The sequence below is a fragment of the Pseudomonas sp. AK-TSAG1-1 genome (assembly GCF_056821665.1).
This window is the reverse complement of sequence record NZ_CM165965.1, coordinates 4858272-4872965: the sequence shown is the minus strand read 5'-3', so window position 1 is coordinate 4872965 and position 14694 is coordinate 4858272. Positions and strand designations below refer to the sequence as shown.

Annotated in this window: 9 protein-coding genes and 1 pseudogene; 7 read left to right on the top strand and 3 right to left on the bottom strand. The window is 59.7% G+C overall.

All coding sequences use genetic code 11. From position 1 onward, the window contains the following. The first annotated feature begins 5 nt into the window (after window positions 1–5). From AC1UK9_RS22030 to AC1UK9_RS22020, 3 genes are read left to right on the top strand one after another with little or no spacing between them, the layout of a single operon-like run. A complete protein-coding gene (locus AC1UK9_RS22030) occupies window positions 6–1112 on the top strand; it encodes a GGDEF domain-containing protein (protein ID WP_473013408.1) in 1107 nt (368 codons plus the stop codon). Further along, on the top strand, window positions 1105–2040 hold the full coding sequence (locus AC1UK9_RS22025; protein ID WP_482578496.1) for an iron-sulfur-binding ferredoxin reductase: 936 nt from the start codon (window positions 1105–1107) through the stop codon (window positions 2038–2040). The genes AC1UK9_RS22030 and AC1UK9_RS22025 overlap by 8 nt, the downstream gene beginning before the upstream one ends. Window positions 2041–2069: 29 nt before the next feature. Continuing rightward, window positions 2070–2819, top strand: coding sequence for an enoyl-CoA hydratase-related protein (locus AC1UK9_RS22020; RefSeq protein WP_482578495.1), 750 nt, complete (start codon window positions 2070–2072; stop codon window positions 2817–2819). Between the two features lie 92 nt (window positions 2820–2911). Here AC1UK9_RS22020 and AC1UK9_RS22015 read toward each other — a convergent pair whose 3' ends face one another. Both AC1UK9_RS22015 and pyk read right to left on the bottom strand, forming a co-directional pair. Further along, window positions 2912–4225 (bottom strand): NHL repeat-containing protein, encoded by a 1314-nt coding sequence (locus tag AC1UK9_RS22015; protein WP_482578494.1) that lies wholly within the window; start codon window positions 4223–4225, stop codon window positions 2912–2914. Between the two features lie 197 nt (window positions 4226–4422). Beyond that, on the bottom strand, window positions 4423–5874 hold the full coding sequence (pyk, locus tag AC1UK9_RS22010; protein WP_025112747.1) for a pyruvate kinase: 1452 nt from the start codon (window positions 5872–5874) through the stop codon (window positions 4423–4425). Between the two features lie 188 nt (window positions 5875–6062). Here pyk and AC1UK9_RS22005 point away from each other — a divergent pair, with 188 nt between their 5' ends. Both AC1UK9_RS22005 and AC1UK9_RS22000 read left to right on the top strand, forming a co-directional pair. Beyond that, on the top strand, window positions 6063–6449 hold the full coding sequence (locus tag AC1UK9_RS22005; RefSeq protein ID WP_025112748.1) for a tetratricopeptide repeat protein: 387 nt from the start codon (window positions 6063–6065) through the stop codon (window positions 6447–6449). Between the two features lie 229 nt (window positions 6450–6678). After that, entirely contained in the window at window positions 6679–7038 is a 360-nt protein-coding gene (locus tag AC1UK9_RS22000; protein ID WP_473013404.1) for a PilZ domain-containing protein, read from the top strand. Between the two features lie 148 nt (window positions 7039–7186). On the opposite strand, the pseudogene AC1UK9_RS21995 reads toward AC1UK9_RS22000, so the two are convergent. Further along, window positions 7187–7267: pseudogene (locus AC1UK9_RS21995) on the bottom strand (DUF6124 family protein); the annotation flags it as partial. Window positions 7268–7672: 405 nt separating this feature from the next. Between AC1UK9_RS21995 and AC1UK9_RS21990 the strand changes: the two are divergent. Next, complete coding sequence (locus AC1UK9_RS21990) at window positions 7673–11032, top strand: Ig-like domain-containing protein (protein ID WP_482578493.1); 3360 nt, start codon at window positions 7673–7675, stop codon at window positions 11030–11032. After that, entirely contained in the window at window positions 11029–14655 is a 3627-nt protein-coding gene (locus AC1UK9_RS21985) for a Tc toxin subunit A (RefSeq protein WP_482578492.1), read from the top strand. The genes AC1UK9_RS21990 and AC1UK9_RS21985 overlap by 4 nt, the downstream gene beginning before the upstream one ends. Window positions 14656–14694: the final 39 nt, after the last annotated feature.

The window sequence follows — 14694 nt, the reverse complement described above, 5'->3', positions numbered from 1 at the left end:
AACGATTGACCCATAACGCCATACAACGTCTTTTGCTCAAACGCTTTGCCCTCGCTGCAGCCACCTACGGATTGGCTTTGCTGCTGCTGTGGCTGGCGTTTTTCACTGGTCATTACCCGCAGTCATTGAACAGTGTGGCCATCGGCAGCGCCTTGGTGGTCATCAGTCAGGCGACGCTGTTCGCGCTGTTCTGGTCCGGGCGCAACCTGCGTTTTGCCGATCCCAGCCTGACCGAGGCGCAAGTGCTGCTCGGGCTCGGCTGGCAGACCTGGCTGATTGCCCATCTGGACGAGGCCCGCGGTGCGTTTCTGGTGTTCTACGTGCTGATCCTGCTGTTCGGCCTGTTTCATTTATCCCGGCGTGCGTTCATTCGCTGCGCGCTGCTGGTGTTCTTCAGTTTCTGTGCGATCACCCTCTGGGATGGCTACCACTTCCGCCTGCCGGATCCGGCGCTGGCAGCCTTGCAGGTATGCATTCTGGCGATGGTGCTGGCGTGGCTGGTGATCTACGCGCGGTTTGTCCAGGTATCGCGGCAGCGTCAGCGGCAGCGCCGGTTTGCCCTGCAGGCGCATCAGGACACCCTGCGCGGCATGATGCGTCAGCTCGAAGACCTGGTGGCCACCGATGAGCTGACCGGGTTGTTCAACCGTCGGCATTTTTTGCGCCTGGCTTCCCGCGAACTCAGTGCGATGGACCCCGGCGTGGTCCATGGCCTGGCGCTGATTGATCTCGATCACTTCAAACGCATCAACGATTTGCACGGCCATGCTGCCGGCGATCAGGTGTTGCAGGCGTTCGCTGGAGTGGCCGGCGCCTGCCTGCGTGACGGCGACGTGCTGGCGCGTTACGGTGGTGAGGAATTTGTGGTGTTGCTGCCCGACTGCGATGCCGAGCGCCTGACCGCCTGTTGCGAACGCCTGCGCATTGCCTTCACGGACGTCGAACTGATGGGCCTGAACGTGCGCAACCTCAGCCTTTCGGCGGGCATGACCCTGCTGGAGTTGGGCGACGATCTGGACGATGCCCTGCAGCGTGCCGATCAGGCGCTGTATCGGGCCAAGCGCGACGGGCGCAATCGCTGCGCAGCCGCGTGGGAGAATGTGGATGCCTGAACTTCGTGTGGGTGAACAGCAGTGGTCGGTGGCGGCGGGCAGCAACCTGCTCGATGCCCTGAATCAACACGGCGTTGCGGTGCCTTACAGCTGCCGCGCCGGCAGTTGCCATGCGTGTCTGGTGCAGTGCGTGAACGGCTTGCCTGTCGACAATCGGCCGGATGCCCTGAGCGCTGAACAGCGTCAGCAGGGCTGGCGCCTGGCCTGCCAGTGCCAAGTGACCGAAGACTTGCAGGTGCACACCTTCGACCCGGTTGCGGACGGTCGGCCGGCGGTGGTCGAGGCGCTGGACTGGCTCAGCGACAACGTGCTGCGCTTGCGCCTGACCCCGCAACGACCGCTGCGCTACAGTGCCGGGCAACATCTGGTGCTGTGGATCAACCATATCGCCAGGCCGTATTCGCTGGCGAGCCTGCCGCAGGAAGAGCGCTTTCTTGAGTTTCACCTCGACTGTCACCAGCCCGGTGAATTCAGCGATGCAGCGCGGCGCCTGCAGATCGGCGACCCGATCCGTCTCGGTGAGCTGCGCGGCGGCGCGCTGCATTACGACCCCGACTGGCACACGCGACCGCTGTGGCTGCTGGCGGCCGGCACCGGGTTGGGGCCATTGTTCGGCGTGCTGCGCGAAGCCTTGCGCCAGGATCATCAAGGGGCCATCCGTGTCATTCACCTGGCCCATGACGAGCGCGAGCACTATCTGGCCAAACCCCTTGCGGCGCTGGCTGCGCAGCGCGAAAACCTCAGTATCGAGCTGTGGACGGCGGCCGAGTCAGCCGCCGCTTTGGCGCAACTGCGCCTTGTTTCCCGGCAAACCCTGGCCTTAGTCTGCGGCTCACCGACCAGCGTCGATGCCTTTGCCAGGCGTCTGTACCTGGCCGGATTGCCGCGCAATCAACTGCTGGCGGACGTCTTTCTGAGCCGTGGTTGAGCGCTGACTTTTCAGACGCGAGACCTGCCATGACCGATGCTATCCAAGTAGAACGTGAACGCGGCCTGTTGACCCTGCGCCTGAATCGCCCGGACAAGAAAAACGCCCTGACCCGCGCGATGTACAGTCGTCTTGCCGAGGCCCTGAAGCAGGCCGACAGCGATCCTGAAATCAACGCCGTGCTGATCACCGGCAGCGCCGAATGCTTCACCGCCGGCAACGACATCGCCGATTTCGTCCAGCAACCGCCGAGCGACCTCGACAGCCCGGTGTTCCACTTCATGCTCAATCTGCTCGAATGCCGCAAACCGGTGATCGCCGCCGTGGCCGGTGCAGCGGTGGGCATCGGCACCACGTTGCTGCTGCACTGCGATCTGGTGTACGTCAGCCGCGATGCGCGGTTGCGCATGCCGTTCGTCAACCTGGGGCTGTGCCCGGAGTTTGGCTCCAGCCTGATCCTGCCGCGTCTGATTGGCCAGGCCAAGGCTGCCGAGTTGTTGCTGCTGGGTGAAGGGTTCAACGGTGAACAGGCGGCGGCCTGGGGCATTGCCACCCAGGCATTGCCCAGCGGCGAAGCGGCCTTTGCCAAGGCGCGGGAGATGGCGCTGCGCTTCGACAAACTGCCACCCGAAGCGGTGCGCATCAGCAAACAGCTGATGAAGGCGCCGGACAGGGAGTTATTGCGCAAGGTGGTCGAGGAGGAAGGCAAGCTGTTCGTCCAGCGCTTGCGCTCGCCGGAAGCAATTGCGGCACTGATGGGGTTTATCAACCGGGGGTGACCGGGGTCGGCCCCGGTCCCGCAATCATTGAGTTGGAAAGCAAAGAGCCCTGCCATTCACAGGGCAGGGCTTTTGTTTCTCGGCCGTCGCGCTCACTGAGCCGGGCCAGCGTCTGGTATCAACCCACGCATGACCCTGACGAAGTTGCTTTTTGTCCAGGTTATGAACAAAACCTTACCCTCCATAAAGGCAAGGGGCAGCACGGCGAGACCGGTAGTGTCGGCGAAACGCCAATATCCGGTACCGTTACCGAATGAAGTGTCCAGCGCGCCATTGTTCAGAAAACGCGCAACTACGACGTTACCGCTGATGAGTGGATCTAATTCGTCGCCCGCTCTTCCCGCCACTAGAAACGTGCCGTTTCCGAGGACCTTACCCGACAGCCAGTTTGTCTTTCCTTGATCCAGGATGGTATCAAGCGGCTCGCCTCCATTAAATTGAATGTTTGGTGTACCGTCCGGCTCTCGACTGATCAACAAACCTCTGACGCCGACACTGATGCCAATGCCCAGGATGCGTTCGTTGGGCTGAGTGACCAAGTCACGGATCTGATAGTCAGCATATTCCCCGCCGATAAGCACATAACCCCCGTCCCCAAATGAGGTATCGAGCTCGCCTTTATCATCCAGCTGAACGAACAGTGCCTTTTGGGTAGAGATGGGGAGCGTTTCGACGACCCCCGCGCCAACGAACTTGCCCTTCGCCGTTCGCATGAGGGACCACAGAAAGACATTTCTGGCATCTTTAGGTTTGGCTTCAAAAAAACCGCTTCCATTGAAGTTTGTGTCGGGTGAACCATCGCTGTTTAAAACATTGATGTAGTCGAAATTTTTCCCTTCTTGAATCAACAAAATGCGGTTGTCAGGCAAAATCGAAAGCTGTGTGCGACCGGTGTCTGCGCTGTGTGGAGTCTGAGCACTCGCAAGCGCTGAGATGCCTTGTGCATTGTCGGGCGGCAGATCAATGATTCTTATCCCTCCCTCCCCGAACGCCGTATCCATTTCTCCATTCAAATGAAGGCGTACCAGAGAACTTCTCCACCCAGCCCCCGGGGCTAAAAAAAAACCGACAAGTAAAATCCTCTTGCTCCCGTCGATATCCACCAGCAGGATCTGCTGCGAACTATTGCTTATAGAGCTTTCACTCCCGTCAAACGACCCCACGACGTAGCCATTTCCCCCGAAGTCTTCATCGAACTGACCATGTTCATTTAGATGAAAACATGCATACAGGCTCCGGTTTTCAAGGTCTTGTACGCTGCATAAAAAGTAAGCATCTCCGGAGGGGCCAAGCGTAAGGAACCGCGGAATAATGTTTTTGATGCCTTCAGAGGGAGGCGCAGTAAAAATCCCGTCCTCTGCAAAGGTCTTGTCCAGTTGTGCGAGGTTCGTGAGCTGAATTGCCATTGTGTCACTCCTTCTTCAGCGTATTCACTCATTGGTATCAGGGTGAGTGGATGCGCGAATGAACGGTGGTTCTACTGTCAGAGTTGACAGTTACGACGAGCGGTAATGGCATCAGTGACCGCTGAAAACGGCCATTTGGAAACGCAAAAGCCCCGCCATTCTCATGGCGGGGCTTTTGTTTTTCAGCGCGGGACGACTCAGACCATCTTGTCGCCAACGTGCAGGATTTTCATGCCGTTGGTGCCGCCAGTGGTGTGGTAGCTGTCGCCCTTGGTCAGGATGACCCAGTCGCCTTTTTCCACGACGCCGCGCTTGACCAGTTCGTCGATCGCTTTCTGGCTGACTTCGTTCGGTGCCAGCGACGCCGGGTCGAACGGCACGGTGTACACGCCACGGAACATCGCTGCGCGAGCCTGGGCTTCGCGGTGCGGGGTGAAGGCGTAGATCGGCACCGAGGAGCGGATACGCGACATGATCAGCGGGGTGTAGCCGCTTTCAGTCAGTGCGATGATCGCTTTCACGCCCGGGAAGTGGTTGGCGGTGTACATGGTCGCCAGGGCGATGCTTTCGTCGCAGCGCTCGAATTCCTTGCCGATACGGTGGCTGGAGGTCTTGCTGGTCGGGTGCTTTTCAGCGCCGACGCAGATACGCGCCATCGCCTGAACGGCTTCCAGCGGGTACAGACCGGCAGCGGATTCGGCCGAGAGCATCACGGCGTCGGTGTAGTCGAGCACGGCGTTGGCCACGTCGGACACTTCGGCGCGGGTCGGCATCGGGTTCTGGATCATCGACTCCATCATCTGGGTCGCGACGATCACTGCCTTGTTGTGGCGGCGTGCGTGCAGAATGATTTTCTTCTGAATGCCCACAAGCTCGGCGTCGCCGATTTCCACACCCAGGTCACCACGGGCAACCATCACTGCGTCGGACGCCTTGATCAGGCCGTCGAGGGTTTCATCATCGGCCACGGCTTCGGCGCGTTCGATCTTCGCCACCAGCCAGGCCGTGCCGCCGGCTTCGTCACGCAGTTGACGGGCGTAGTTCATGTCGGCAGCGTCACGCGGGAAGGACACCGCGAGGTAGTCGACTTCCATTTCAGCGGCGAGCTTGATGTCGGCCTTGTCTTTTTCAGTCAGGGCCGGTGCGGTCAGGCCGCCACCGCGACGGTTGATGCCTTTGTGGTCGGACAGCGGGCCGCCGATGGTCACGGTGCAGTGCAGTTCGGTGGCGGTAGCGGTGTCGACGCGCATCACCACACGGCCGTCGTCGAGCAGCAGCTCGTCGCCCACGCCGCAGTCTTTCACCAGATCCGGGTAGTCGATGCCGACCACTTGCTGGTTGCCTTCGGTCAGCGGATGGCTGGTGGAGAAGGTGAACTTGTCACCGATCTTCAGCTCGATGCGCTTGTTGGCAAATTTGGCGATACGGATTTTCGGGCCTTGCAGGTCACCCAGCAGGGCGACGAAGCGACCGTGCTTGGCAGCCAGGTCACGCACCAGCTTCGCGCGAGCCTTGTGCTCGTCGGGGGTGCCGTGGGAGAAGTTCAGACGGGCGACGTCCAGACCAGCCAGAATCAGCTGTTCGAGAACTTCCGGCGAGTTACTGGCCGGGCCAAGGGTAGCGACGATTTTGGTACGACGGACGGACATGCAAAGACTCCTGAGTTCAAGCGCTAGCAGAGGCTACTATGCTCTTGGGGTGTAGTCATTGTTCGTTTGCACTACTTTTTGTGAAGAGCTTCGTTATTGTTTTCTTTATTGAACGCGACAATCGGCGCAAACGCTTCTGAAGATTTTTGGCAGCGGGTCGATACACTGCTCAAGACAGGAGAACCCTCATGCGATTGTTGCCCATTGCCGCCCTTGCCCTCAGCGCCCTCGCTGCCACGGGATGTACCCGTTGGGCGATGAACCACCATCTGAACAACGCCTACAGCGCCTATGACCGAGGCAATTGCGAGCAGGTGATGCTCGAACTGTCCAAGGTCGAGCGCGACAGCCGGGCCCGCCCTTATGTGTGGCCGGAAGTGTCGATGATGCGCGGTCAGTGCCTGGAACGGCAAAAAATGTACATCGACGCGGCGCAGACCTACCAGTTCATCATCGCCTCGTACCCCAACAGCGAATATGCCTTCCGCGCCCGTGCGCGCCTGGAAACCCTGCAGAGCCTGGGCCACTACCCGACGCGCAGTGCAGCTGCAGTGCCGAGTCCGCAACGCTTCTGATGCTGGTTGTCATACAAACGCTGACTGACTGTATAAGGTGAGCTATAGTCCAGTGATCCGGTTCAGCGCCTCGCGTCTGAACCGGGGCAACACCTGCGACTGGTCGTTGTTGAGGTGATGGCGTATTGGCGACCATCCCACCGGAAGCGGGGAGAGCACGTCTGCGATACAGGCGTGTTCCGAAGCAAAGGTGCGGCTCTGTAATGGAGCCTTGCATGGCGTACTGCGCATGTTTACCGACCGTCGAATCGAACGGCACCAGTTGCCGTACTTCCTCCGGGTGTTCAACAGCGTCACCGACAAACCCATCGGTTTTCTGGGCAATGTGTCCGAAGACGGGCTGATGCTCATCAGCCAGTTGCCGATGATGATCGGTGTCGATTTCAGCCTGCGTCTCAAGCTCCCGTGCGGCGATGGCCTCCAGCAGGTGATCGACCTCACCGCGTGCTGCCTGTGGTGCCATGAAGACGCGACCCCGATGCATTACGACGCCGGCTTCAGCCTGCAGCGTCCGCCGCCGGAATATGCGCAACTGGTCGAGGCGTTGCGTCAGTACTTCAGTTTTCAGCCATTGCCGGCCTCGGCCTGACTTCATACCGCCAAAAGCTTCGCGGGCAAGCCCGCTCCCACAAGGATCGCTGGTGCACACAATTTTTGTGATCAGCACGGGCCACTGTGGGAGCGAGCCTGCTCGCGAAAGCGTCACACAGAGAACCCATCACTAACGCCTGGGCCGCCGCAAACGCCCGCTCACTGTCCAGCGCCTGCTCCGCCAGCAACAAACCCATCTCGCTCAATTGATAAATCGCCATCGCGAGGGTGGCGGCTGCAAGCAGGTCAGTCGACCGGGAGGCATACGAAATACCGGCGCGCCCGAGGGCGCCCTGCGAACAGCCACCATCAAGTGCGGGGATAGGGAGTACCCGACTTGATGACGCTTATGCACATACGTCTACCCCCCGGGCGACCAAACCCGACCACTGATTGGCAGCGGCACGGACCACGTTACGGGTCATCAGCAAAGCGCACAAGCCAGCGGATTCTGGCGGATCTGTAGGCAAAGGCGCATGGCGTTGTAGCCTCCCGGCGAGCTGGGGGAAACGCCGCGAAATACTCGTTACCGTTCGTCAGTACTGTCAGATTTTACAGGTAGGCAACCAGGTACCTCAGGCGTATCAACTCATTGTGCCGTATCAATCCTGGCATCACCCGAGAGATCTCTCATGGCAGACGATAATGAACAATCCGGCTCTGACAATAACCCCGAAATTACGCCTGGGGTTACTGCAGATGAACAATCGATAGCGCGGCCGGCGCCCCTTGTTCATAAGCCGTCCTCCATGAGTTACGCGCTGGTATCACCCGTGTATTTTCATATTGAGGCGGGTGAATTTGGCGTTCACGAATATCAGTTGGTAGACCAGTATGGAGGTCAGAGCTATACGGGAAATACCGATGGCCTTGGCGTGTTGTTCAGAAGTGTGCCCGCCACCGATCGTAACGGTCAGGGCCGTTTCGGTTTCCGGGCAAAATTGAGAGGTGAATGGCAGAGCTGGGGTTATGTGGATTTTATCCTCGCAGCCAAGCCGCTTATGACCTCCTTCCAGAGTGGTGCCCAATTGGGTGCCAGGCCGATTATCAGCGGTACTAAAGATGCCAGGGCGTCGGCGGTTGTTCGTGTACTTTTTGATAACGGTTCGAGTTACGGCGTAACCGTGCCAGCTCCAGATAAATGGAGTTATCAACGTGCGTCGGACCTCACCCCGGGGCCGCATATTTTCTCTGTCGAGTACTACATCCCTTGGGGGGAGCAGGACACGGGACGTACAGATTATCCCTTCACAGTTGTTTACGACCCGGCGCAGATCACTCTCCCTAAAGAAAATGATGTGATACGTGAACTTAGACCGGAAGTCTCTGGTACAGGGCCCAACGACGGTGTAACGGTCACGATATACAGAGAGGGCGGGAGCGGGGGATCCTACGGGCAAGCAACCGTCAGAAACGGCTTATGGAAGGTAAACCTTAGCCAGGATTTACCCGAGGGGCCCTTTGTTTTTCATGCTGATTCAAGTTTCCAGGGCACGCACATCGGGTATTCAAACAAGGTGCCCGTGACGGTTTACTTGCGGCCGGCCACACCTGCAATTACCTCGCCTGCAAATGCCTCGCAGCAGGCAATGACCTTTACGGTGTCAGGTAACGAGGGCGAAGCAGGGGCTATAGTTATTCTGTTAGAAGACTTGGGTTCTGCCCAAGTGGGCCAGAGCAATGTTTTGACTGGAGCGCAATGGAGCGCGTCCGTCACGCTGCCCCCCGGGCCTGCTTCTCTGGTTGCCAAGCAAATCAAAGGAGGTCTGGAGTCGGGACGGAGTGTGCCGCGGTTGTTTAAAATTCGCCCCCCAGCCTTGACCACAGTCAGTGTTGTCTACCCGACCCTCACCACAATCGAGTTTTCCGGCGCTGGCTTCACCGGCGCCACGGTCGAGATCACGATCGTGAAAGGCCCGGCCGGCGCAACACCGCCGTCTAGCGTGACCGTGCAGGGCGGGCGCTGGACCGCCAGCTCACAAAACTGGCCCATCGGCGATTACGATCTGAAGGCTGTCCAGAAAGTCTCCGATAACGCGGGTGGCTGGATTCCTTCGCAGGAATACCTGTTCAAGGCGTCATCAACACTGCCGCCGCCCACGGATGTGACCCACACCATTACCAGTTACACCCCGACATTCAGCGGTAGGGGCGTTACCGGCGCGTCGGTCGAGATTACGGACAAGGCGGACAACAGCGTGGTCGCCCCGTCGGCAACCGTCACGGCACAGGGCTGGTCGACCCGGGCGTCGCAGGCCTGGGCACCGGGTTCGACACGCACAGTGCGTGTGCTGCAGAAACTGGGTGATGCGGTGTCGCAAGCGGTTGAACGGATCGTCAACATCGACCGTTTTCCATCACCGACTGAGCTGGCTTATACCGTGGTCGATTACACGCCGATCCTGACGGGCAAAGGGGTGATCGGAGCCACGGTGCATGTGACGGACAGGACGACCGGCGCGCCGATTGCACCGATGGCACCGGTAACGGCCCAGGGCTGGCGGGCACAGGCTTCAGCACGTTGGGAGCCGAACACCACCAAGGTTGTGCTGTTGGTGCAAAAAGACGGTTCTGTGGCCTCCGACTCTGTGGAAATGACCATCAGCGTGCCGCTGCTGGCACCGCAGATCACTGCTGTCGAGAATGACGGCCTGTCACCAAAAATCTCCGGCACCTGCTGGCCCGGCGCGACGCTCAGCCTGAAATACAGCGACAGTACGAACGAACACACACCCAGTGGCAGCAGCGGCACCTGGACCTTCAAGCGCGAGGCTGGGTTTGCGCCGGACAGGGAACATACCGTCACGGTGATTCAGACCGTTGCAGGGCGCGCATCGCCCCCGGCATCGCGAGCATTTTCGGTCAGTCCGGAGAAACCGGTGATCACCGAACCGAATGAAAACGCAGATGCCCACTACGACCTGATCGTGCGCGGAACCAACGGGTTCAATGGTGCCACGCTGCAACTGCGCGACGCGCAATTCGGCCGGGTATTGGGCCAGCCGAAACGGCTGACGGCGCATGGTGCCTGGTTCATCGAACTGAAAAAACTCGAGATTCGCAAATACCAGATCGACGCCACGCAAACCATCGCCGGCAGGGAATCCCTGCGCAGTGATGTGCGCAGCTATTTTGTGGTGCTGTTGCCGCCGGTCATCGAGGTGCCGGCACACAATCAGTCACTGGCGCGAACCTCCAGGTTTTCCGGTACCGGAGAACCCTATGGTCAGGTGACGCTCTGGCGTGAAAATCCGAGCGAGATCCTGCTCGAAAAAGTACCGGTCAGTGCCGAGGGTAAATGGGCGGCCGAGGTGACGCTACCGATTGGCAACTACACCGTGAAGGCCAGGCAAATCTTTCAGACCCATGAATCGAAGGACACCCTGTCACGCATTTATAAAGTGGTGCCGGCAGCGCCGTTCATCGAAAGCCCCGGCCGGGGCGTGCATATCGGTCGATCGGTTGTCGTGTCCGGATTCGGCTACCCGGGGGACACCGTTACGGTCACGCTGACGGGCAGCAAGGGCGCGCTCTTCGGGCGCAGTCCGGTGCTTGGGGATCGTACCTGGTCATTGACGCTTGAAGCGGATCAGCCCGCCGGCGCCTGCGATGTGGTGGCGGTGTCCTCGCGCGACGGTTTCGAATCTGCCGCTTCAACTGCGCACCCGGTAGTGCTCGGCACTTACCTGCCCGGTATCGACGAGCCGGCGCCGGGACGCTGGGTCGAAAATCCGCTTCGTTTCGTCGGTAAAGGCCGCGTTGGCGTCGGGCGTGTGGTGACCTGGTACGACCCTGAGCAAGCCCTGAGCGCCAGCCTTGCCGTCACTGTTCAAGGCTGGCATGGCGAGGCGACGCAAGCCGTGCTTCCAGGCGGCCACTGGTGCCGCTTCCAACAGACCCTCACCGACGGGGCGGATGGCGCGAGCCTGTCCGATTGGGTTGAAAGCGAGCGCTTTGACATGACTTCGATCCCACCGGGAGCCCGACCATGACCGATCCTGTGACGCGCCCCGTGCTGCAGTTGCTGGCACAAGTGTTCAGCGATGATCAACGCCAGACCTATACCGAGTTTTGCGCTTATCTTGAAAACGGTGGCTCGATTTTTCCTCTGGTCGAGCACGGCGTGCAGGGACTGGTCAGGGCTTACCGGATGACCCCCGACGATGCGCGGGCCTTTCTGCGTGCTGCGAACAGCCTGGCGATTTGTATCCGGCGCCAGTTTATCGAGCACTCGTTGAGTGGCTCTGCGGCGCAGGTCACTCGCTGCAAAAGCGGTCTGCTGTCGTTCGTTCAAGGGCCGAGTTACGAGCAGTTATTCGAGCCGGATTTCGATACCCTGTGTCCTCCGCAAGCGCTGGAGTCGTTCACCTCGCCGGTGGCTTATCTGATTGAATTGTTACGCTGGATCGATGAGCGGATCTACAACGTTGGCAGCGCCAAGAAACTGGATTTGCACGACCGGCGCCAGGATCTGAAAAAGCTGCTGGTCGACTTCAACGCGGTGCATCAGGCGGTGTCGGCGGTGGACATTATCGTCCCGGTGCTCGAAACATTTATCGAAAAAAACAGCAGCGGCCCGCCGGATCTGGAAGAGGCGCTGATCCAGGCCCGCTATCCCAACGGCCTCCCTTACTATCAGCATTGGGTCACCCTCGATTTTGTTGCCCGTCAGCATGGCCTGTCGGTGGGCAATTTCGCCCACATGGTGGATTTGGCCTATCCCTATTTCCTGCAGCCCGAGGCGTGGGATAACGATGCGGGGCGTGCTTTTACCCATGCTTCGCGACTGGGGCCTTATCAGCGTGAGTTGTTGACCGAGGCGCCTACAGCTGCGAAAGACCGCGATGCCTATTACGAGCGCAATTTTGGTGCGCATGGATTGGAATGGCAGAACCTCAATCAGGTGCCGTTCTTTGGCGAGCGCACCCGGCTGGACGCCCGGGGCATCGAGGCGTTGTTGTCGATACGCGAGTTCGCCCCGACGCGTTCGGCCAACGTCACCGTGTATGAACCCGTGCAACCGGGCGCTGACGAGAGTCAGCGCTCCGGCTCGGTGTATCTCAATGCCGCCGCGAGTCCGGCACTCGATATTGATTACAAGAACGAGGGCGCAGCCTTCCTGCATCGTCTGACGCAGGACCCGAGCACCATTGACCGCTACGAGCGCATGAACCGCAAGCTACGTCTGGATCAATGGCTGGAATTGCCCACCGAGCAGGTGGATGCGTTGCTGACAGCAGCGATCAAGGCCCAGGCACGGGGTGCTGAGCCGCCAGCCCCGTGGTGGATTTCCTCCCATCAGGTGCATGCCCTGGGCTTGTTCCAGTCACTGCGTGAACGTTATGGCTGCGCGGCAGAAGACTTTGCGGCATTCATCGATGAAATGTCGATTTATGGTCGCGCCGAGGTGTTGTCACTGTTTGACCACACGTTCAACAGTTCGGGCAATTATCGCCAACCGCTGAAGCTCGACGGCGCAACGTTTGCGACGCTGCCGGCGCAGGGTGTCCCCGAGTTGACGGTCACTCAATTGTGCAGCGGTTTAAACATCGATCTACAGACTTACAGCTATCTGGCGACGGCGATCGAGCGCGCACATGGGCAAACGGGCACGCTTACGCGTACACCGGCGATCATTTCGAGTTTCTATCGGCTGGTGAAGCTGCCACGGTTGCTGGGTATTACCCCGGTCGAAGGCCTGCTGATGCTGACCCTGCTGGGCGGGGAAAGTTGGGTCGACGGGCTGGCCGGTCCTCCGCGCATTCAGGAACGCCGTAACAGTGAGACCACACCGGACGTACTCAACCTGATTTATGCGCTGCACTCCTGCGTGTCCTGGTGCAAGGACCGCGAGCTCCCCGTGCTGTGGATGTTGCAACAGGTATCACCGCCGCAGGCATTGGCGGTTGCCACGCAGGTCGAGCGTCGCTTGTTTGATCAGATCCGTAATTTGCTGCCTGCCACGCTGTTCAACAATGCCGGGTTGGCGATGGCCGGCGTGCCCTCGCTGGAAGGCCTGGACTGGCTGCAATTGTTGACCGAACTGGTGGATAGCACAGGGCTGGTCATCGACCTGCAGTTGCCTGAGCCGCAGTACCTGAATTTTGCCCGGGAAAAGCTCGATCAGGCTGTCAGGGAAGGGCTTGGCGAGAACGATGTCAGCGTACGGGGAATCATCGTCGAGCGAATGCTGGGCGTGCTGTTGGAGGCTCGTGAGGCGCAGGTCTCGGTCGTCAGGGAGTGTCTGGCGGTTTACACGGGCCTTGATGCCAAGCGCGGGTTACAGATGCTGACGTGGGCGCAGTTCACCGCCTATCAGTTGTTGTTACATGTTAGTGAAAGGGCCGAGCGCGATGCACTTGAAGACATCCGGCCCGGAGCGCACGCCTCTGAAAAACCAGACCCGTTGCTGAGCCTGTTAGCCGATGTCCGGCGGCGTAGTGCTGTAACCATCAAGCTGGACTTGAGCGCTTTGCTGCTCGAAGACTTTCTGCAATACGGTCACCAGGCATGGATGGATCAGGAGGATCGGCATCTGTTGTCGATACGCGTGCTGTATTACCTGAGTTCGCTGAGCCGGGCGTTTGAATTGAGTGAACAGCCCGCCGCCAACCTGCTGGACTACCTGCGTCAGGTCAATGCCTTGCCGAGCCCTCTGACAGGTGACGCACTACGGTTGGCGCAGCAGGCGGCATCGGTGCGGCTCGCAGCGTTTTTCGACTGGAGCGTGCATGAAGTGCGTGAATGCGTCAGCCGCATCGACCCGACCCTGAAGATTCTGAAGAACCTGTCCCAGCTCGACTTGCTGATGCGCATCCGCGTACTCGCCCGCCACAGCGGCATGGACGCCTTGACGATTTTTCTGGTGGGCAACCTGCCGGAAACCGTTGAGAAGGATGCTTATCGAATCGCCGCCGAGCGCGCTGTGCTCAGCCTTTCGGATGCGCATGCGCCGCTGGTTGCTTTCGCCGATGAAGTTGCGCAACCGCTTGTCACCATGACCTGTGTCGTGGACAAGACCGAGGTGGTGGCCAACAAGCCGAACGAGAAAATCATCTTTACCGTGACCCTCAAGGATGCCGACGGCAAGCCATTGAGCGGCGTCAATGTGTACTGGTCGGCCAGTCTGGGCACGATTCAGACAAAAGCCACCGAAGTCGACGGTACGGTAACGGTCGAGTACCTGCCGGGCAAGGTCATGGGGCGGGAAATTCCGCTGTTCTGGCTGGACCTGATCGACGCACAGCAGGCCCCGGCGATCAGCGTCACCGACGACGCGCTGTCGCTGTTCTTCCCGGGGCCGCTGATGGCCCAGGTCCCACTGGGGCCGGTTCCATTGGGACAGGAGGTCGAGCTGTACGCCACGTTGCGCGATAACTATCGAAACCCTGGGCGTCACCGTCTGGTGCGCTGGTTCGCCACGGCTGAGGGCGGCAACGATGATTCGGTAGTGATCCGCCCCGAGCAGAGTTACACCGATGGCGAGGGTATTACGCGGGTGTTCGTGTCCAGCCCGTCCGGCGGCACATTCACGATCAGCGTGCGCTCTGAGGCCAACGACGCTGAATCGCTTTTTGACCCCATTACGTTTGCCAATGCGTCGACGCCCCAGTGAAGGTCCTCGTTGATGGTGTGTGCGTTTCAGAATGCTGGA